The sequence below is a fragment of the Actinoplanes sp. L3-i22 genome (assembly GCF_019704555.1).
Taxonomy (GTDB): domain Bacteria; phylum Actinomycetota; class Actinomycetes; order Mycobacteriales; family Micromonosporaceae; genus Actinoplanes.
Genome location: NZ_AP024745.1, coordinates 5,097,189 through 5,116,138, shown reverse-complemented (window position 1 = coordinate 5,116,138; position 18,950 = coordinate 5,097,189). Strand labels below are relative to the sequence as shown.

The following is an 18,950-nucleotide window of genomic DNA, read 5'->3' as shown; positions in this document are numbered from 1 at the left end:
CGCCGACCGCGCGGGCGAAGGCTGAACTCCGCTGGGCGACGAGTGTCGAGGGGGCGTCATGGCGGGCCGCGGCTTTCTCACCACCAGACTGGCTGTTCTGCTGACCGGGCTGCTGGCGCTGGTCGCCACGCCGGGCACGGCACTGGCCGCACCGAAACCGCCGCAGGTCCGCGGTCAGGTCGTGCAGGCCGGGCACCTGCGGGTGCAGGTGCTCAGCCCGACGATGCTGCGGCTGGAGTACGCGGCCGACGACCAATTCGAGGACCGGGCGACGTTCAACGCCGTCGACCGCGCGCCCGGGCACACCTGGTTCCAGGCCGGCACCAGCGGCGGCGAGCTGCGGGTGCGCACCAGCGCCGTGACGCTGCACTACGACCTGGACAGCGGCCCGGTGACGCCGGCCAACACCACCCTCGACCTGACCGTCGCCGGCCGGCGCACCAGCGTGCACCCGGGCTTCGGGGTGCCGGCCGGGGAGCCGCTCGGCGGTTGGTACCGCGGCCTGGACTACTACGCCGGGCAGGCCGGCCCGGTCGACCAGCTCAGCCTGCACCCGGGCCTGCTCGACAAGCGGGGCTGGTACCTGCTCGACGACACGGCGACCGCGGTGCGCACGGCCGGCGACCAGCTCACCGCCCGCCCGGCGCACGCCGGGACCTATCAGGACGGTTACCTGTTCGGGTACGGCCACGACTATCCGCGGGCGCTGGCCGACCTGCGTACCCTCACCGGTCCGTCGGTGTTGCCGCCGGAGTGGGCGTTCGGCACCTGGTTCTCCAAGTACCAGGCCTACAGCACCGCCGACTACGAGAACGAGCTGCTGCCGGCGTTCAAGAACCACCGGGTGCCGCTGGACTCGCTGGTGATGGACACCGACTGGAAGGCGCCGAACCAGTGGGCCGGCTGGAACTGGAACCCCGCGCTGTTCCCGGACCCGGCGGCGTTCCTGGCCCGGCTGCGCTCCGAGGGCGTCAACGCCACGCTCAACGTGCACGCCGCGATCAGCGGCGACGACCCGCGGTTCGCGCAGGCGCAGGCCACCGCGAAGGGCAAACTGCAGCCGTCGGCCAACAGCTTCGCGCCGAACCCGTACCGCTTCGACTGGGGTGACCCGGACCAGGCGGCCGCGTTCACCCAGCTGCACCAGCAGTTCGAGCAGCAGGGCGTGCGCCAGTGGTGGCTGGACTACTGCTGCGACGACAGCACGGTGAGCACGCCCGGGGTCACCCCGGACAGCTGGGTCAACGAGCTGTACCGGCGCGACGGGGACGCGCGCGGGCTGCGGGGCTTCGCGCTGTCGCGGATCGGGGCGGCTTTCCCGTCGTACCAAATGGTCGGCTCTTCCGGTCCTTGGGCCGAACATCGCAGCACCGTGCACTTCACCGGCGACACCGAGGCGACCTTCGCCACGCTGGCCTTCGCCGCGGCGATGACCCCGGCCGAGGGCGCGGGCATCGGCGAGTCCTATGTGAGTCACGACATCGGCAGCTTCGCCGGCAAGCACCTCAGCGACGACCTGTACCTGCGGTGGGTGCAGCTGGGCGCGTTCCAGCCGATCCTGCGGCTGCACTCGGATCACGGCGACCGGCTGCCCTGGGAGTACAACGACGTGGTCGGCGGGCCGGCGGCCGACTTCCTGCGGCTGCGCGAGTCGCTGGTGCCCTACCTGTACACCGCGGCCCGGCAGAACTACGACACCGGGCTGCCGATGGCCCGCGCGCTCTACCTGAACTGGCCCGAGCAGGCCGCCGCCTACCAGCACGACACGGAGTACATGCTGGGCGACTCGCTGCTGGTCGCGCCGGTGACCACGCCCGGGCTCAGCACCGCCGTGCCGGTCTGGTTCCCGCCGGGCACCTGGACCGACTTCTTCACCGGCGAGACGTTCCGCGGGCCGGCCACCCGGACGGTCGGCGCGACCCCCGATCACATGCCGGTCTACGTACGCGCCGGGGGCGTGCTCGCCCAGCGCGCCGGTGACGTCAACGTCGCCGGTCAGGCCCGCGACCAACTCACCCTGACCGCCTACCCGCACGCTTCGACCACGACTTCGGTGTACGAGGACGCCGGCGACGGCCTCGGCTACCGCACCGGGCAGTCCGCGCGGATCCCGGTCCGCTACACCGAGGGGCGGCGCTCCGCGCTGACCGTGGGTCCGGTCACCGGCGGCTATCCGGGCGCTCCGGCCACCCGCCGCTACACCGTCGCGTTCGCCGGCGTGGCCCGCCCGCACCAGGTGAGCGTCGGCGGGCGGCCCGCGTCGTGGAGCTACGACGCCGCCCGGCATCTACTCACCGTGACCGTGCCGGCGACCGCGTCCGGGCGGGCGGTCACCGTCGAGCACGACGGCGCGGTGCTCTCGCCCGGCCAGCAGCCCGCGGTCGAGACCACCTTCGTCGCACCGGACGGGCTGCAGTCCGGCGCGACCAGCACCCTGGTGGCCACCGTCACCAACCACGGGCCGGGCACGATCACCGGCGTTTCGGCGGCGGTCAGCGCGCCGGCCGGCTGGGTGGTCACGCCGCGCGGGCCGACCGGGGTGGCCTCGCTCGCGCCCGGCGCCACGTTCACCGCGCGGTACGACGCGACGCCGGCCGGGGCCTCGCCGCGGACCCAGCCGGTGACCGTGCAGATCACGTACCGTAATCCCGATGGCAGCGCCGGAGCCGTGCCCGCCTCGCTCACCGTGCCCCTCGCACCGGTCGCGGTGACCTTCCGGGTGCTCGCGCCGCCGGGCACGCCGCCGGACGCGACGCTCTACGTCCCCGGCAGCATCGCCCAGCTCGGCCCGTGGGACCCGGCCAAGCAGCCGATGACCGACCGCGGCAACGGCGTCTGGGAGGCGACCGTGTCGATCCTGGACGGCACGGATCTGCAGTACAAGTACACCCGGGGCAGCTGGGACACGGTCGAGGAGTGGGGTTCGATCACCGGCACCAACAACCGCAGTGTCAGCGTCGACGGCGGGATCACGCACACCATGCTGGTCGACGACACCGCGACCACCTGGGGGGACGGGCCCGACCTGCACAAGGCGATCCAGTTCTGGCGCGACCCGCTGGTGGTCAGCACGTCCGCGAGCGCGAGCGCGGTCACCGTGCGGTTCCAGCGCGACGTCCAGCCGACCGGGACCGACTGGTCCGCATCGATCACGGTGACCGGGGTGGCCGGCACGGTCGCCGAGACCGAGCCGGGAACGCTGGTCTGGACGCCCGCGGCCAGCCTGCCGGCCGGCACGTACACGGCCACGGTGAACCAGGTGACCAGCGCGGTCTCCGACGGGGTGCCGATGCAGAAGCCCTACACGTTCGCGTTCACCGTGCCCTGACCGTCGCCGGCGGGTCACCGGGACCCCGCGATCCGTCGAGACGGCGTACCGTGCCCCCGTGCCCTCGTCGTGGAGGTTGTTCCTCACGTACGCCGGCGCGAGTCTCGTCCCGGTGCTGCTGCTGGGCGTGGTGCTGTCGTTCGCACTGGCACACGAGGCCCGTGACCGCGGAATCGGTGTCGCCCGGGTCGAGGCTGCCCTGGTCGCACGCACCGCGATCGAGCCGAACCTGGGCGACCGCTCCCTGGCCGCTCCCCTGACGGCCGAGGAGCTGCGGGAGCTGCACCGGCTGGCCGACAGCGCGGTCGGCTCGGGCGCGGTCGTGCGGCTGCGGCTGCGCGACACCGCGGGCCGGGTGGTCTTCTCCGACGACGGCTCGGGGCTGGGCACCGAGATCGAGGACGAGGTGCTGGACGCCGCCGGCGGCGCCGTGGTGGCCCATCTGACCAGGCTCAACTCCGACCGCAACGACATCGGGCCGGCCGGGCAGCAGGTGGTCGAGGTCTACCAGCCGATCGTGCGCGGCGGCGCGGTGCTCGGCGTGCTGGAGATCTACCTGCCGTACGACCCGATCGCCCGCGAGGTCAGCCAGGGCCTGCACACCGTCTACCTCGCCCTCGCCGCCGGCCTGCTGGCACTGTGGATGATCCTGGCCGCGATCAGCGGCTCCACCCTGCGCTGGATCACCCACCAGGCCGGCCACGACGCGCTCACCGGACTGCCGAACCGCACGGTGTTCCAGCGCCGGGCGGCCGCGGCCGTCGAGGCCGCCCGGCGCGAGGGCCGCACGGCGGCCGTGGTGCTGGCCGACATCGACCGGTTCAAGGAGGTCAACGACACGCTCGGGCACCGCACCGGCGACGCCCTGCTGCGCGAGCTGGGCGGCCGGCTCGCCGCCACGGTGCGCTCCGGGGACACCGTGGCCCGGCTCGGCGGCGACGAGTTCGGCCTGGTGCTGCCGGACATCGGGCCGGACGGGATCGGGCCGCTGCTCGACCGGCTGCGGGCCGCGCTGGAGGCCGAGGCGATGGTCGGCACGCTGCCGCTGTCGCCGGAGGCGAGTTTCGGGTACGCGCTGGCGCCCGACGACGGCACCGATGTGGACACCCTGCTGCGGCGCGCCGACATGGCGATGTACCTGGCCAAGGGCACCCGCAGCGGCACCGCCCGCTACGACCGGCGGCGCGACCACTACGACGCGGCCCAGCTGGCCCTGGTCGCCGAGCTGCGCCGGGCGATCGAGACCAACGAGCTGGTGCTGCACTACCAGCCGAAGGCCGAGCTGCGGACCGGGACGATCTGCGCGGTCGAGGCGCTGATCCGCTGGCAGCATCCGCGGCGCGGCACGGTGCCGCCCGACGCGTTCCTGCCGGTCGCCGAGCAGACCGGCCTGATCGACCCGCTGACCCGCTGGGTGCTGGCCACCGCCCTGGCCCAGGTCGCGGCGTGGGGAGCGGCCTGCGAGACGCTGAGCGTGGCGGTCAACGTGTCGGCCCGCAACCTGGGCCGCGCCGACTTCGCCGACACCGTGCTGGCCACCCTGGCCGAGGCCGGCGTCCCCGCCGCCCGGCTGGTCGTCGAGATCACCGAGACGGCGCTGATGACCGACCCGGCGGTCGCCGCCGACGTGCTGAACCGCCTGGCCGAGGCCGGGATCCGGATCAGCATCGACGACTTCGGGCGGGGGCAGACCTCGCTGGGCTACCTGGCCACCCTCCCGCTGCACGAGCTGAAGATCGACAAGAGCTTCGTCGACGACCTGCCGGACAACCCGGCCCATGCGGCGATCGTCCGGTCGGTGATCGATCTCGGCCACAACCTGGGCCTGCAGGTCGTCGCCGAGGGGGTCGAGACGACCGAGGTCGCCGCGCTGCTCAAGGCCGCGGGCTGCGACATCGCCCAGGGCTACCTGCTGGCCCGGCCGATGCCGGGCGACGACCTGCCGGCCTGGCTGACCGCCGGCCGGGCGGCCGTGCTCTGAGCGGGCCGAACACCCCGGGTGACCATGGGCTCGACCGGCCCTGCGATGATCCCCGCGTGAGATCGAACCGTCACGGGATATTGACCGGCGCCACCCTTCTGGCACTGCTCGGCACGGTCGCGGGGTGCTCCGACGACCCCAAGACCACCACCGCCGGGCAACCCGCGGCCAGCGCCGCCGCGAGCACCCCAGCGTCGACCGACCTCGACGCGTGCGCGTTGCTCGACAAGACCGAGGTCGAGGCGATCATCGGCGCCAGCAACGGCGGCCAGCCCGGCGCCGGGGTCGGCGACAGCCTGTGCGTCTGGGAGAACCCGACCGACTTCCACTCGGTGACGGTCAACATCGGCGTCGACGGCACCGCCCCGAAGGGCAAGCTGCCCGCCGACGTGCTGGCCGGCGCCGCGCAGAAGGGGCCGGACGGCATCCGGTTCGCCGCCGACAGCACGGCCAACTTCGTGCTGGCCAACCGGGCCTGCTACCTGCAGGTCGTCACCGAGACGACGGACAAGGCGGACCGCGCCACCGCGGCCCGGCTGATCGCGCTGATCCGCACCCGGACCGCCGGCAAGCTCTGACCCGGCCGCTCGGCCGGTGCCCATGGCGCGCACCGGCCGGGTCGGTCCCGCTCGTTCACGCCGCGCGGCCGGCCATCAGCGTGGTCAGGTCGACCAGCCGGTTGGTGTAGCCCCACTCGTTGTCGTACCAGCCGAACACCTTGGCCAGGTTGCCCCGGGCCTGGGTCAGCCGGGCGTCGAACACGCAGGACGCCGGGTCGCCGATGACGTCGGTGGAGACCAGCGGCGCCTCGGTGTAGCGGATGATGCCGTGCATCGGCCCGGCCGCCGCCTCGGCGACCGCCTCGTTGATCTGCTCCGGCGTGGCCTCCGCGGCCAGCGTCAGGGTCAGGTCGCTGATCGAGCCGTCCACCACCGGCACCCGCAGGGCCACGCCGTCCAGCTTCCCGGCCAGCTCGGGCAGGACCAGGCCGACCGCCTTGGCGGCGCCGGTGCTGGTCGGGATGATGTTGACGGCGGCCGCACGGGCCCGCCGGGCGTCCTTGTGCGGCGCGTCCAGCACGTTCTGGTCGTTGGTGTAGGCGTGCACGGTGGTCAGGTGGCCGCGCTCGATGCCGAACGTCTCGTGCAGCACCTTGACCAGCGGTGCGACGCAGTTGGTGGTGCACGACGCGGCCGACACGATCTGGTGCTCGTGCGGGTCGTAGCCGTCGGCGTTGACGCCGGGGACCAGGGTCGCGTCGACGTTCCGGCCCGGTGCCGAGATCAGCACCCGCCCGGCGCCGGCCTTCAGGTGCAGGGCGGCGTCGTCGCGGGTGCGCAGCCGGCCGGTGGCCTCGATGACCAGGTCGACGCCGAGCTCGCCCCAGGGCAGGGCATCGGGCGTACGGCTCGCGAACGTCGGGATCCGGTGCCAGCCGACGATCAGCTGGTCGTCGTCGTGCCCGATCTCGACGTCCAGGCGGCCGAAGGTCGAGTCGTACTCGATCAGATGGGCCAGCGTCGCGGCGTCGTACAGGTCGTTGATCGCCACCACCTGCAGGCCGCTGTTGACCATGTCCTTGGCCGCCAGGCGGCGCAGATAGTTGCGGCCGATCCGGCCGAAGCCGTTGATCGCGATGCGGTAGGTCATCGTCGTCCTCCTTGCCTCTCCTTTCAGCGTCGTCCGGGCACCGGCCCGGGGTCAGGGACAAAGGTCCCGGACCGAGGTGGCACCCGGCCGGCCCGGTGGAGGTCATCCGGGCCGCAGGTCGCGCCGGTCGAGCGCGGCCAGCCCGGCCAGGCACAGCAGCGCCGCCGCACCGGTGAGCAGCAGCGACGCGGTCACTGAGGGGCCGGCGCCGGTGGCGTCGGGCACGTGCTCGAAGATGCCGAGGTCCTGGACCCGCTGCGGCACCCGCAGCAGGTCGCCCAGCAGGGCCAGAGTCGCACCGGCGAGCAGCGGCAGCCAGGCCAGCGGCAGCAGCCGCGGCAGCGCCCCGGCGAGCAGCGCGGACCAGCCGATCAGCACCGCGGCCGCCGGCCACTGACCGGCGATGCAGACGAAGGCGCGGGCGGCGACGTGCGGTCCGTCGATGACCGCCGGCGCGATCAGCGCGGTGAGCGCGCCGGTCGCGACGAGCACGACCGCGGCGCCGGCGGCGGTGACCGCGCACTGGGCCGCCAACGGGGCCCACCGCCGCACGCCGGTGGCCAGTACCAGGTCGGTCCGGCCGAGGCGTTCCGCGGTCCGGCTCCGCGACACCGACAGCACCGCGTAGACACCGACGATGATGCCCACGACGGTGCCGCAATAGGACAGGTAGCCCGCGGCCGGGTCGCCCCCGGCCAGCTGGGCGCCGAGGAAGCCGCCGACGTCCCCGCCACGTTGCTGCTCGACGACGCCGGAGCCCATCGCCGCGAACAGCGCCCCGATCACCGCGACCGCCGCCGTCCAGGTCAGCACCGTGCTCCGGTCCAGACGGGCGGTCAGACCGGTGGCCGAACGGATCCGGAGCCGGCCGCCCCGCGTGTCGCGCCGCGGCAGCAGGCCGGCGCCGAATTCACGCCGGTTCGACAACCGTACGGCCGCGGCCGCCGCCAGACAGGCGGCCACGACGGGCACGATCAGGGCGGGCCAGCGGTCCGCGGTGAACGGGCCGACGGTCGCCCGCAGCCCGAGGGGTGTGCCCCAGTTGAGCCGGCTCAGCCGACGGGTGTCGGCCAGCGCGCGGACCGCGAACGACAGGCCGACCACGCCGAGGCCGAGCAGACGGGCCTGGCCGGCAGCCGGGGTGAGCTGCGCGAGCAGCACGGTGACCGCGGCGACGACCAGAAACGTCGCGCCGATGACCGTGCCGTAGGCGGCCGCCGACGCCCAGCTCACCCCGTCGACCGTGCCGGCGTGCAGGCCGGCGGCCACGGCGCACCCCGCGGTGAGCGCCGCCGCGCAAGCCACCAGGATGCTCATCGCGCTGCGCAACGGCCGGCTCGGCGCCAGCCCGCAGCCGCGGAGCAGCTCGAGGGTGCCGTCCTCCTCGGCCGCGCGGGTCAGCGACACCGCGACGAGCACGGCCATCACCGCGGCCAGGATCGTGACGAATGCGCCGATCTCCCAGGCGTACATCTGCGCCGGCGTGCCGGGGCCGGGTAGCCGCCCGTACATCAGGGTGGTGGCGGCGTTGTGCTGGGCGAGGTCCACCGCGAGGCGACGCTGCCGCTCGTCGGCGTAGGTGTCCTGGTAGGCGGTCACGGTGCCGGCCGACATCGCGATCAGCAACGACAGCCAGCTGGTCAGGGTGAGCCGGTGACGGCGCAGCAGCAGGCGGGTCAGCGTCATCGCGCGGCCACCGTGTAGTGCCGCAGGAACAGGTCCTCCAGCTTGGCCGGCGTGCAGGTGATGTCGTCGGCGCCGGCCTCGGCGAGCACGCCCAGAACCGGCGGGACGAGCACCCGCGGCACGCTCACGAGCAGCTGCCCGTCATCGTGGGCCGGACTGACACCCAGCCGGTGCAGCCGGGCGGTGACCTCGGCCAGCTGTGCCGCGGACGGGCGGGCGGTGACCGTCGCCGCCGCGAGGTGGCGCAGGTCGGCGAGCCGGCCGGACTCGACGAGCCGGCCGTCCTTGATGATCGTCACCGCGTCGCAGAGCTGCTCGACCTCGGCGAGGATGTGGCTGGACAGCAGCACGGTGCGCCCGGCGGCGGCGGCCTCGCGCACGCAGCGCCGGAACACCTCCTCCATCAGCGGGTCGAGGCCGGCGGTGGGCTCGTCGAGCACCAGCAGGTCGGTGCGCGCGGCGAACGCCGCGACCAGCACGACCTTCTGCCGGTTGCCCTTGGAATAGGTGCGCACCTGGCGCCGGGGATCCAGGGCGTACTCCTGGCACAGCCGGCGTTCGGCCGCCTCGTCGCGGCTGCCACGCAACCCCGCGAAGGCGTCCAGGACCTGCTGGCCGGTCAGGTTGGGCCACAGGGTCACCTCGCCCGGTACGTACGACAGACGCCGGGTGATCTCCGCGGCCCGGTCGGCCGGGTCGAGACCGAGCACCCGTACCCGTCCGGCGGTCGCCCGGTACAGCCCGAGCAGGACCCGGATGGTGGTCGACTTGCCCGCCCCGTTGGGGCCCAGGAATCCGTGCACGCCGCCCCGGTGCACCGCCAGGTCGAGACCGTCCACCGCGGTGAACGCGCCGAACCTCTTCACCAGGCCGCCGACGTCGATGACCAGCGTGTCGTTCACGGTGTCCGGCCCTTCTCGATCGTGGCCAGCAGGGCGTCGCCGATCGCGCGGGCGAGGCGCCGCTGACCCGGTTCGGCCAGTTGTACGTAGAGGTCGGCCGCCTGCCGGGCCAGGTCGGGGTCGATCGAGCGCAGCGCGCCCGGCGCGTCCTCGCCCAGTTGGCGGATCAGCCGGTCGGCGGTGTCACCGGCGATCCCGGCGATCTCCTCGTCGCCGAGCAGGTGCGCGCGGTCCACTCGCTCGGCGATCTGCCCGAACGCGGCGAAACTGTCGGCCAGACCGGCGGCGGTGAGCCGTTCGTACACGATCGCCGCCTCGGGCGGCATGTCACCGCGGTAGCAGGCCAGCTCCATGAAGTCGCGTTCGTCGCGGATGACCCGCCGGGTGCGCTCGTCGGTGGCCCGCTCGTACATCCGGTCGTAGAACCGGGCGATCGGCGCCGGCAACGGGGACAGGTGACCGTCGCGCCGCACGGTCGTGATCAGCCGGCACATCCGGTCCCGCTGCACCCGCAGCTCGTGCAGCTGGTCGTCCAGCGTCGCCACGACGGCGTGCAGGTCGGCCAGGACGGTCGCCCGCCGATCGTCCACCGGCTGACCGTCGAGCATCTCCGCGACACCCGACAGCGGGATCCCGGCTTGGGCCAGCCAGCGGATCCGGATCATGCGGGCGACATGCGCCAGGTCGTAGTCGCGGCGCCCGCCGGTCGGCCGCGGCACCGCCAGCAGCCCGATCTGGTGGTAGAAGCGGATCGTGCGGACCGTCGTGCCGGCCAGCTCCGCGAGCTCCTTGATGCGCACACCGGCAGTCTCCGCTGTGACGTCACGTCACCGTCAATCCCCGGCCGGCACCTGTCGGCGGGCCGATCGGCCCTACTGCTCGTCCCGGTTCGCCGAGGGCAGGTGGATGGTGAACGCCGCGCCCTGACCGGGGCGTCCCCATGCGTCGATGGTGCCCCCGTGCCCGGTGATGACCTCCTTCGCCAGCGCCAGCCCGAGCCCGAAGCGGCGGTGATCGCCGTGGCCACCGCGGGCGAAGCGGGCGAACAGCCGCTCGGTGTCGGCCGGGTCGAAGCCGGTGCCGTCGTCGCGGACGACGACCGCGACCGCCGCGCCGGCCGTGCCGAGCTCGACACTCACGTGTCCGCCGGACGGGGTGTGGCTCAGCGCGTTGTCGAGCAGAGCGGTCAGCACCCGGCGTAGCGCGGCTCGGTGGCCGAGCACCACGAACGTGTCCGCGGCGCCGGCGAGCAGGGTGAGCTCCACCCGCTGCGCGCCGGCCCGATCGGTCTGCTCCGCCAGCACCTCCGCCGCGACCGTGGCCAGGTCGACGGGCACGCGGACATCGTCGCGGCGGCCGAGCTGGCTGGAGAGCAGCAGGTCCTCGACGACCTCGCCGAGGTGCCGGGTGCCGGTAACGAGGTGGTCGACGTCCGTCGTGACGTCCGCGAGGCCCGCACCGGCGCGCAGGTCCATCTGCAGCAGCTGGGCCCGGGTGTGTAACTGGGTCAGCGGGGTGCGCAGCTCATGGCTGGCGTCGGCGACGAAGTGCCGCTGCCGGGCCAGTGCCTCGGCCAGCGGGGCGGTTGCCCGCCGGGCGAGCAGCGCCGCTGACAACAGCGCGACGAGCAGTCCGATGAGCTCGCCGACGGCGAGGGCGCCGAGCAGGCGCTCGCGTTCGTCGTGCTGTTCGTGCCGGCTCATGACGACCTGCACCACCCGGGCGCCACGGCGCCTGGTCAGCGCGAGGTAGCCGCCTTCCCGGCCACCGATGCGGACCGTCTCGGCGGCCCCGCCGGCACGGACCCGGTCCAGCGCGTCGCGGTCCGGTAGCCCGCGGGGCGCGTCCTCGGTGGCCTCGACCGTGCCGGCGGCATCCTGCACGAAGATCCACACGCCGGGTGCGGGGTCCTTCACGTCGTCCGCGCTCGCCGCGGTCTCCCGCAGCAGCGTCCGGGCGGCGGCATTCTGGCTGTAGGTCACCACGATCAGGACCAGCGCGCCGAGGACGAGCAGGCTGACGGTGATCGCGGCGGCGGTCTGCAGGGCCATGATCCGCCGGGCCCGGGCCAGCATCACCCGATCCGGTCCGGCACTCACCGGGGCGGCGCGTTTCATCCTTGCCCGAGCCGGTAGCCCACGCCCCGCACGGTGGACACCACCTCGGCGCCGAGCTTGCGCCGCAGGTAGTGCACGTACGTGTCCGCCAGGGTGACGCTGGAGGCGTCGGGAAAGACCTGGGCCACGATCTCCTCCCGGGTGAACACCCGCGCCGGATTCCGGGCCAGCAGTCGCAGCAGATCGCTCTCGCGCCCGGACAGCGCGACCGCCGTGCCCGCCGGTCCGGTCACCGTCCTGGAGATCAGGTCGAACTCCGCCCCCGCGACCGTCAACCGGTCCGCCGAGCCGGGACGGCGGCGCAGCAGCACCCGGACCCGCGCCAGGAGCTCGTCGATCTCGAACGGCTTGACGAGATAGTCCTCGGCTCCGCCGTCCAGGCCGGCCACCCGGTCCGGCAGCGTGCCGAGCGCGGTCAGCACGAGCACCGGAACCGTGACCCCGGAGCGCCGCAGCCGGCCGAGCAGATCCAGGCCTTCGATGGCCGGCAGACCCCGGTCGAGGATCATCGCGTCATAGCGACGGGTCAGCGCCAGGTGCAGCCCGGCCTGCCCGTCCGGGGCGAGGTCCGTCCCGTACCCGGCGCCCCGGAACAGGCGCACCAGCAACGGGCCCAGCTCCCGGTCGTCCTCGACCACCAGCAGGCTCGCGGCGGGCACAGCGGCATCGGTCATGGTGTCACTCTCGCAGGCGGTCACGGTCGTACGCAGGACCGGAAGACCCGGCGATCACGACCGTCCTTCTCGTTCCGGTACCCGTCGAGCCTGACCGGCCGAAAATGGGAGGACGTGAAGATTCACTGCCTAGCCTTTCCTGCGACTCCAGCCCTCGCTGCGACGCCACGGCCGGCCGCTGTCGCCACCACGTCGCCTCCTCGGCCGTTCCGGAAGGAATTTCATGAGCACCGTCAACGGACTGCCGGCACACATCCTGCTGGTCCACGCCGTCGTGGTACTGCTACCGCTGGCCGCCCTGCTGCTGGTGCTGACCGCGGTCTGGCCTGCGGCCCGCCGGCGCCTCGCCGGCCCGAACGCCATCCTGGCCGTGATCGTCGTCGGCCTCGTCCCGGTCACGACGAGCGCCGGTGAATGGCTGGAACGCCGGGTCGCCGAGACCGCGTTGCTGCGCGACCACACCGAGCTCGGCGACACCGCGATCTGGGCCGCTCTTCCGGTCGCGGTGCTGGCCCTGGTGGTCTGGTGGCGGCAGCGCGAGGCCACCGCGGCGGCAGCGGTCGCCGCCGGTGTCCGGCAGCGCAGCTATCTGGCGCCGGGGTCCACCACGCTCACCCGGATCGTCGCCGTGCTCGCCGTCGTCATCGCCGGCTCGGCCGTCTACGACACGTACCGCATCGGCGACTCCGGCGCGAAAGCGTCCTGGACCGGCAACTTCAGCTCCACCGCCCGCCAGGACGGGCCCGGCCGGCGCGACGGCGACTGAGCCACCGCCGCCGGTACGGACCGGGTCAGCCGGCGTTGGCCAGCGGTTGCGCACGCTGCGGGTCCGGATGCGCGGCGACCCAGGCGGCGCACCAGGCACGGAACTCGCCGGCGGGCATCGGGCGGGCGAAATAGTAGCCCTGGACGATGTCGCAGCCGAGATCGCGCAGCACCGCGACGTCCTGTTCGGTCTCGGCTCCTTCGGCCACCACCGAGAGCCCTAGGTTGTGACCGAGGGTGATCATGGTGCTCACCAGCACGGCCTTCTCCCGGTCTCCGGCCATGTCGCGGATGAACGTCCGGTCGATCTTCAGTTCGTCGACCGGCAGTCGCTGCAGATAGGCCATCGACGAGTGACCGGTGCCGAAGTCGTCGATCGACAAGCGGATACCGGCGTCGTGCAGTTCGCGAAGGGTCATCTCCGCGCGAACGGGGTCGGCCATGACCATGCTCTCGGTGACCTCGAGCTCGAGCGAGGCAACCGGCAGACCCGTACGGTCGAGCAGCTCGAGAACGCGGCCCGGCAGCGTCGGGTCGAGCAGGCAGCGGGTGGAGAGGTTGACCGCGACCGGCACCTGCAGTCCCTGGCCGGCCCAGGCCGTGGCCTCGGCCACCGCCAGGGTGAGGACCCGGTCGGTCAGGGCGTGGATCAGGGTGGTGGTCTCCGCCGTCGGGATGAACATGTCCGGGTTCATCCGGCCCAGCTCGGGGTGGTGCCAGCGGATGAGGGCCTCGGCTCCGGCCAATTCGCCGGTGCGCAGGTCGATCTTAGGTTGGTAGTGCACCGTGATCTGGTCGCCGGTGTCGAGCGCGCGGCGCAGATCGCCGAGCAGCGCGAGCCGGTTCGGCGCGGACTGCTCGGCCGCCGGATCGTAGACCTGGAGGCGCGCACAGTACTGCTTGGCAAGCCGCAGCGCGCTGTCCGCGTTGCGCAGCAGCGCAGCCGCGTCCTCGCCGTGCTGCGGCCCGTACGCAACGCCGATCTCGGCATCCAGATCGACGGTCAGGCCGCCGACGACGAACCCGGAGCCGAACGCGGCCAGAATGCTCTTGTCGGCCACGGCCAGGTCAGCGTAGCCGGGCAGGAAGACGGCGAAATCGTCGCCACCGAGCCGGGCGACCATGGCGTCCGGTCCGACAGCGGCGAGGAGACGTTCCGCGACCTGATTCAGCAGCACGTCCCCGAGGTGGTGCCCCAACAGGTCGTTGACCTCCCGGAACCGTTGCAGGTCGAGAAGAACGACGGTGGCGGGCCGGCCGGTCCGCAGCGTCGCCTCGATGCGCTCGGACAGCAGGATCCGGTTGGGCAGACCGGTGAGTGGGTCGTACACCGCTGCTCGACGGGCGGCACGCAGGTGACCGGCCCAGCTCGCGCCGGCGATGAGCACGGTCAGCATCGCCGCCGCCACCAGTGCCAGGGAGCCGACACTGAGCCCGCGTGTCCAGCCGCTGCCGAATGCCGGCGCCGAGACCGCGACGTACCAGTTGTTCACGTTGCCGGGAACCGACGGCAGGTGCTGGTAGGCGAAACGCCGCCCACCGGCGGTGCGCACCCCGGAATCCGAGCCGCCGCCGATCAGCGTGTCCAGGCTCAGATCCGGCCGGCCGGCCGTCGTGGTGGCGGCCCGGCTGTCGACGATGACCCGGCCGGTACCGGCATCGAGGATCGAGGCGGCGAACCCGTCGGCCGATGTCGGGGTCCGGAAGCTCTCGAGGGTGATCTCGAAGTGCACGATGCCCACGTGACCTGCCGCTGCCACCACGGTCGAGTTCGAGATCACCTCATCGTGGGTGTCCTGCGACTCGTACTCCTCGGCCTGATAGACCTGCCCAGCGCCGAGCGCGAGGGTGGGTGCGAAGAACGCGTTGCTGCCCTCGTCCTGCGACAGCTTGTCGGGCCGGGCCGGAACACCGTTCACGACCCGGGCTATCTCAGCTCCGCTGCTGTCGATGAAGCACGCCTCACCGATCCGGCCCGGATACATCTCCTCCAGATACGCCAGAGCGTTGTTGACCCGGGTGATCGTCGCCCCACCGGCGTTGATCTTCGCAGGATTCGTCCCCGGCACCCGGTAGAAGTCGGCGAAGACCGGATTGGCCGCCAGCAACGCGTCGATGCTGCGGGCCCGTTCGAAATAGCTGTCCAGGACATCGATCTGCTGTCGGAGCTCGACGCGTAACTGACTGTCCTGAGCGGCTGCCTGTTTGTCCCGGGCGGTCACCACACTGGCGACGACGCTGGCCACCAGCACCAGCAGCCCCAGGAACAGCGCCGAGTAACGAGCAGCGCGCGCCAAACCGGATCGGCCGACCATCGCTCGTCGCCTCCTCGCGCTCCTGGGTCCCGGAACCTTCTTGATCGGCAGGCCGGTGGTCGCCACTGAGCGATTCGCCTCGTGGCATCAACCGCGGCGGGCCGGCCGGCAACGGTGCACGGGGGCGCCCGCAGATCGGTGACGGGCGTTCATAGCGAACACATAGCCGATCCCTAGCTTGCGGGCCTCGCTTTCTCAACTTCGGGCCCGATGGTGACGGCATGACCACGACGACCGACGCCCCGCCAACGGCCGCACCGCCCCGCGCCCTTTCGTCGCGGCGCCGCGCGACCCCGCGCTGGTGGGGCGACGCGGGCGGCCTCGGCGCGGGCGTGAGCCTGCTGATCGTCACCGCCCTGTGGGTGAGCAACGGCAGCGCACGGCAGGTCGCCGGCGGCGGCCCGGACGCGGTGTCGGCGATCGGCCGGCTGACCGGTCTCTGGGCCTCCGACCTGCTGCTGTTGCAGGTGCTGCTGATGGCCAGGGTCCCGCTGGTCGAACGGGCCTTCGGCCAGGACCGGCTGGCCAGATGGCACCGGTGGGCCGGGTTCACCTCGTTCTGGCTGATGATCGCCCACATCGTGCTGATCACCCTCGGCTATGCCGGCACGGCGCACGCCAACGCCTTCGCCGAACTGTGGGACATGATCTGGACGTACCCCGGCATGCTCCTCGCCACGGCCGGCACTCTGGCGCTGATCATGGTCGTGGTCACCTCGATCCGCGCGGCCCGCCGCAAACTGCGCTACGAGTCCTGGCATCTGATCCACCTGTACGCCTACCTCGGCGTCGGGCTCGCGTTGCCGCATCAGCTCTGGACCGGGACGGACTTCATCGGCTCGCCGGCCGCGATCGCCTACTGGTGGACCCTGTATGCGGTCTCCGCCGGCGGGGTCCTGGTCTACCGGCTCGGGCTGCCCGCCTGGCGTTCCTGGCGGCACCGCCTGGTGGTCAGCCACGTCACTCCGGAGGGTCCCGGTCTGACCTCGGTCTACCTGACCGGCCGGCACCTGGACACGCTGCCGGCCCGGGCCGGGCAGTTCTTCCAGTGGCGATTCCTCGACGGCCCCGGCTGGTCCCGCGCCCATCCCTACTCCCTGTCAGCCACCCCGAACGGGCAGCTGCTGCGGATCACCGTGAAAGACCTCGGCGACGGCAGTTCCCGCGCGGCCGCCCTGCGGCCCGGCACCACGGCGATCGTCGAGGGCCCGTACGGCAGGCTGACCGGCGAGACCTACACCGGCGGCCCGGTGGTCATGCTCGCCTGCGGAATCGGTGTCACCCCGCTGCTGGCCCTGCTCGGCGAACTCCCCTACCGGCCCGGGGAGGCGACCCTGATCTACCGAGCCCGCAACGAGGCCGAGGTGGCGTTCCGTACCGAACTGGACTGGTTCGCCGCGCAGCGTGGGGTCCGGATCGTCTACCTGCTCGGCCCGCGCGCGACCCGGCCGTCCTGGCTGCCGGCCCAGTACGCCGATCGCGCCGACGCCGACGCGCTGCGCGAGATCGCCCCGCGGATCGCCGGCTCGCACGTCTACGTCTGCGGGCCCGACGCGTGGACCGAGGCGGCCCGTACCGCGGCACACGACGCCGGGGTCGAGCCCGCGAACCTGCACACCGAACTGTTCTCCTGGTAACCGAAGAGGATCTCGACGATGCGACGAATCACCTGGTGGTTGTTCTCCACCGTGGCGGCCCTGGTGCTGTTGTTCAGCTACCGCACCAGCACCGGCAGTCCCGCACTGGCCGGCGCGGCCACGACCACGATCAGCGAACCCGCGACGACGGGCGCGAGCCCGTCCCCCACGGCTTCCGCCGGCACCACCACGTCACCGACGACCAGCGGCACCGGCGCCGCGCCGACGACCAGCAGCAGCACCACCAGCACGTCGACCGCGGCGAAGACCTACACCGGATCGGTGGCCGCCACCCGCTGGGGCGACGTGCAGGTCACGATCACCGTCGCCAACGGCAAGATCACCGACGTGGCAGTTCCGGTCTACCCCAGCGAGAACGGACGGGACCAGGAGATCAACGCCTACGCGCTGCCCGTTCTGCGGCAGGAGACCCTGACCGCGCAGAGCGCCGGCATCGACACCGTCTCCGGCGCGACCGTCACCAGCAACGGCTACCTCGAGTCGCTGCAGTCCGCCCTCGACGCCGCCCACCTCTCCTGACCCGACCGTCAGTGCCCGGTGGACGCACCGATGCCCGGAACCCGGCGGCCACCGCCCCGTTCCCCGCTTGCCGCCGGGTCGAGACGCGGACTCCCGGTCGTCACCGGGTCGCCGGGCGGCGGCGGTCGAGGGTGAAGCCGGCGGCGGCCAGGGCCAGGCCGACGACGGCCAGGGCGACACCGACCCAGGCCGGGGCGCGGTAGCCCAGGCCCGCCGCGATGACCGCGCCGCCGACGGCCGCGCCCAGGCTGTTGGCGATGTTCATCGCGGACTGGTTGACGGCCGCGCCCATCAGCTGGGCGCCGGGGGCGACCGCGATCAGCCGGGACTGCAGGGCCGGGCCGAGGAACAGGCTGGTCGCGCCGATCAGGAAGGCGCCGGCGAACAGGCCGGGCGTGCTGGTCACGGCCAGCGCGAAGAACGCCGACGCGGCGATCAGCGCGGTGAAGCCGAGCAGGGTGGCCCGGCGCAGGTCACGGTCGGCGTACCAGCCGCCGAGCGCGTTGCCGACGGTCATCCCGAGCCCCATGGCGACCAGCACCCACGGCACCGCGCCCGCGGACAGCCCGGTGACCTCGGTGGTCACCGGCGCGAGGTAGCTGCTGACCGCGAAGAACCCGGCGAAGCCGATCGCGGCGGTCACCGCGGTCAGCCACACCTGCGGACGGCGCAGCGAGCGCAGTTCGGCGGCGGGTGAGCTGTCCGCCGCCGGGGTGTCCGGCACCGTCGCGGCGACCGCCAGCAGGGCGAGCCCGAAGACCGCGGCGATGACCAGGTAGGCGACCCGCCAGCCGGCGGCCTGGCCGAGCCGGGTGATCGCCGGCACGCCGACCACGTTGGCCGCGGTCAGCCCGCTGAGCACGATCGCGAAGCCGCGGCCCTCGCTGCCCGGCCCCATCAGGGACGCGGCCAGCAGCCCGGCGGCGCCGAAGTAGGCGCCGTGCGGCAGGCCGGCGACGAACCGGGCGGCCAGCACCAGCTCGAAGCTCGGGGCCAGCGCGGAGGCCAGCGTGCCGGCCACGAACAGCACCAGCAGGCCGAGCACCAGGCGCCGGCGCGGCAGCCGGGCGGTGAGCGCGGCGATCAGCGGGGCGCCGGCCACCACGCCGAGGGCGTACGCGGTGACCATCCACCCGGCGTGCGCGACCGCGCCGGACTGCGAGCGGGCGTACTCGGCGCCGAGCACGTCGGCGGCGATCTGCGGCAGCAGGCCGGAGGGCACGAACTCGGTCAGGCCGATGGCGACCGCGCCGAAGGCGAGCGCGAGCAGGGCCGGCCATCGTCGGCGGGTGCGGTGGTGCACGTCGCCGACTTCCGCAACGCTGTTGCCTTCGAGGGTCATGGCGGCGACTTTA

General features: G+C 73.1%; 14 protein-coding genes. 6 read left to right on the top strand and 8 right to left on the bottom strand.

Features of this window, described 5'->3' with window-relative positions; all coding sequences use genetic code 11:
• Positions 1 to 58 precede the first annotated feature (58 nt).
• From L3i22_RS22720 to L3i22_RS22710, 3 genes are read left to right on the top strand one after another with little or no spacing between them, the layout of a single operon-like run.
• Positions 59 to 3,328: a TIM-barrel domain-containing protein gene (locus L3i22_RS22720; protein ID WP_221328966.1), complete on the top strand. Its 3,270-nt coding sequence runs from the start codon at positions 59 to 61 to the stop codon at positions 3,326 to 3,328.
• 58 nt (positions 3,329 to 3,386) lie between these two features.
• A complete protein-coding gene (locus L3i22_RS22715; RefSeq protein WP_221328965.1) occupies positions 3,387 to 5,309 on the top strand; it encodes a bifunctional diguanylate cyclase/phosphodiesterase in 1,923 nt (640 codons plus the stop codon).
• A gap of 56 nt (positions 5,310 to 5,365) precedes the next feature.
• Positions 5,366 to 5,887 (top strand): hypothetical protein, encoded by a 522-nt coding sequence (locus L3i22_RS22710; protein ID WP_221328964.1) that lies wholly within the window; start codon positions 5,366 to 5,368, stop codon positions 5,885 to 5,887.
• Between the two features lie 55 nt (positions 5,888 to 5,942).
• Here the strand turns inward: L3i22_RS22710 and gap are convergent, their stop codons facing one another.
• The 6 genes from gap to L3i22_RS22680 form a co-directional block, all read right to left on the bottom strand.
• A complete protein-coding gene (gene gap / locus L3i22_RS22705; RefSeq protein ID WP_221328963.1) occupies positions 5,943 to 6,959 on the bottom strand; it encodes a type I glyceraldehyde-3-phosphate dehydrogenase in 1,017 nt (338 codons plus the stop codon).
• Positions 6,960 to 7,061: 102 nt separating this feature from the next.
• On the bottom strand, positions 7,062 to 8,645 hold the full coding sequence (locus tag L3i22_RS22700) for a hypothetical protein (protein WP_221328962.1): 1,584 nt from the start codon (positions 8,643 to 8,645) through the stop codon (positions 7,062 to 7,064).
• Positions 8,642 to 9,547 (bottom strand): ABC transporter ATP-binding protein, encoded by a 906-nt coding sequence (locus tag L3i22_RS22695; RefSeq protein WP_255658500.1) that lies wholly within the window; start codon positions 9,545 to 9,547, stop codon positions 8,642 to 8,644. The genes L3i22_RS22700 and L3i22_RS22695 overlap by 4 nt, the downstream gene beginning before the upstream one ends.
• The gene (locus tag L3i22_RS22690; protein ID WP_221328961.1) at positions 9,544 to 10,347 is read right to left on the bottom strand and encodes a MerR family transcriptional regulator; all 804 of its coding nucleotides are present in this window, start codon (positions 10,345 to 10,347) and stop codon (positions 9,544 to 9,546) included. Before L3i22_RS22690 ends, L3i22_RS22695 begins: the two co-directional genes overlap by 4 nt.
• 72 nt (positions 10,348 to 10,419) lie before the next feature.
• A complete protein-coding gene (locus tag L3i22_RS22685) occupies positions 10,420 to 11,646 on the bottom strand; it encodes a cell wall metabolism sensor histidine kinase WalK (protein ID WP_255658499.1) in 1,227 nt (408 codons plus the stop codon).
• Positions 11,647 to 11,660: 14 nt separating this feature from the next.
• The gene (locus L3i22_RS22680; RefSeq protein WP_221328959.1) at positions 11,661 to 12,338 is read right to left on the bottom strand and encodes a response regulator transcription factor; all 678 of its coding nucleotides are present in this window, start codon (positions 12,336 to 12,338) and stop codon (positions 11,661 to 11,663) included.
• Between the two features lie 223 nt (positions 12,339 to 12,561).
• Between L3i22_RS22680 and L3i22_RS22675 the strand changes: the two genes are divergently transcribed.
• Complete coding sequence (locus tag L3i22_RS22675) at positions 12,562 to 13,104, top strand: DUF2231 domain-containing protein (RefSeq protein ID WP_221328958.1); 543 nt, start codon at positions 12,562 to 12,564, stop codon at positions 13,102 to 13,104.
• Between the two features lie 25 nt (positions 13,105 to 13,129).
• On the opposite strand, the gene L3i22_RS22670 is transcribed toward L3i22_RS22675, so the two are convergent.
• Positions 13,130 to 15,418 (bottom strand): bifunctional diguanylate cyclase/phosphodiesterase, encoded by a 2,289-nt coding sequence (locus L3i22_RS22670; RefSeq protein ID WP_221328957.1) that lies wholly within the window; start codon positions 15,416 to 15,418, stop codon positions 13,130 to 13,132.
• Positions 15,419 to 15,639: 221 nt separating this feature from the next.
• Between L3i22_RS22670 and L3i22_RS22665 the strand changes: the two genes are divergently transcribed.
• Positions 15,640 to 17,055 (top strand): ferric reductase-like transmembrane domain-containing protein, encoded by a 1,416-nt coding sequence (locus L3i22_RS22665; protein WP_221328956.1) that lies wholly within the window; start codon positions 15,640 to 15,642, stop codon positions 17,053 to 17,055.
• Between the two features lie 18 nt (positions 17,056 to 17,073).
• Complete coding sequence (locus tag L3i22_RS22660) at positions 17,074 to 17,595, top strand: FMN-binding protein (RefSeq protein ID WP_221328955.1); 522 nt, start codon at positions 17,074 to 17,076, stop codon at positions 17,593 to 17,595.
• A 100-nt stretch (positions 17,596 to 17,695) separates the two neighbouring features.
• On the opposite strand, the gene L3i22_RS22655 is transcribed toward L3i22_RS22660, so the two are convergent.
• Positions 17,696 to 18,937 (bottom strand): MFS transporter, encoded by a 1,242-nt coding sequence (locus L3i22_RS22655; RefSeq protein WP_255658498.1) that lies wholly within the window; start codon positions 18,935 to 18,937, stop codon positions 17,696 to 17,698.
• Positions 18,938 to 18,950: the final 13 nt, after the last annotated feature.

Bases quoted from the DNA above. Each gene is read 5' to 3' on its own strand.
- L3i22_RS22720 (WP_221328966.1), top strand. From the start codon at position 59: ATGGCGGGCCGCGGCTTTCTCACCACCAGACTGGCTGTTCTGCTGACC.
- gap (WP_221328963.1), bottom strand. From the start codon at position 6,959: ATGACCTACCGCATCGCGATCAACGGCTTCGGCCGGATCGGCCGCAAC.
- L3i22_RS22700 (WP_221328962.1), bottom strand. From the start codon at position 8,645: ATGACGCTGACCCGCCTGCTGCTGCGCCGTCACCGGCTCACCCTGACC.
- L3i22_RS22680 (WP_221328959.1), bottom strand. From the start codon at position 12,338: ATGACCGATGCCGCTGTGCCCGCCGCGAGCCTGCTGGTGGTCGAGGAC.
- L3i22_RS22675 (WP_221328958.1), top strand. From the start codon at position 12,562: ATGAGCACCGTCAACGGACTGCCGGCACACATCCTGCTGGTCCACGCC.
- L3i22_RS22670 (WP_221328957.1), bottom strand. From the start codon at position 15,418: ATGGTCGGCCGATCCGGTTTGGCGCGCGCTGCTCGTTACTCGGCGCTG.
- L3i22_RS22665 (WP_221328956.1), top strand. From the start codon at position 15,640: ATGACCACGACGACCGACGCCCCGCCAACGGCCGCACCGCCCCGCGCC.
- L3i22_RS22660 (WP_221328955.1), top strand. From the start codon at position 17,074: ATGCGACGAATCACCTGGTGGTTGTTCTCCACCGTGGCGGCCCTGGTG.
- L3i22_RS22655 (WP_255658498.1), bottom strand. From the start codon at position 18,937: ATGACCCTCGAAGGCAACAGCGTTGCGGAAGTCGGCGACGTGCACCAC.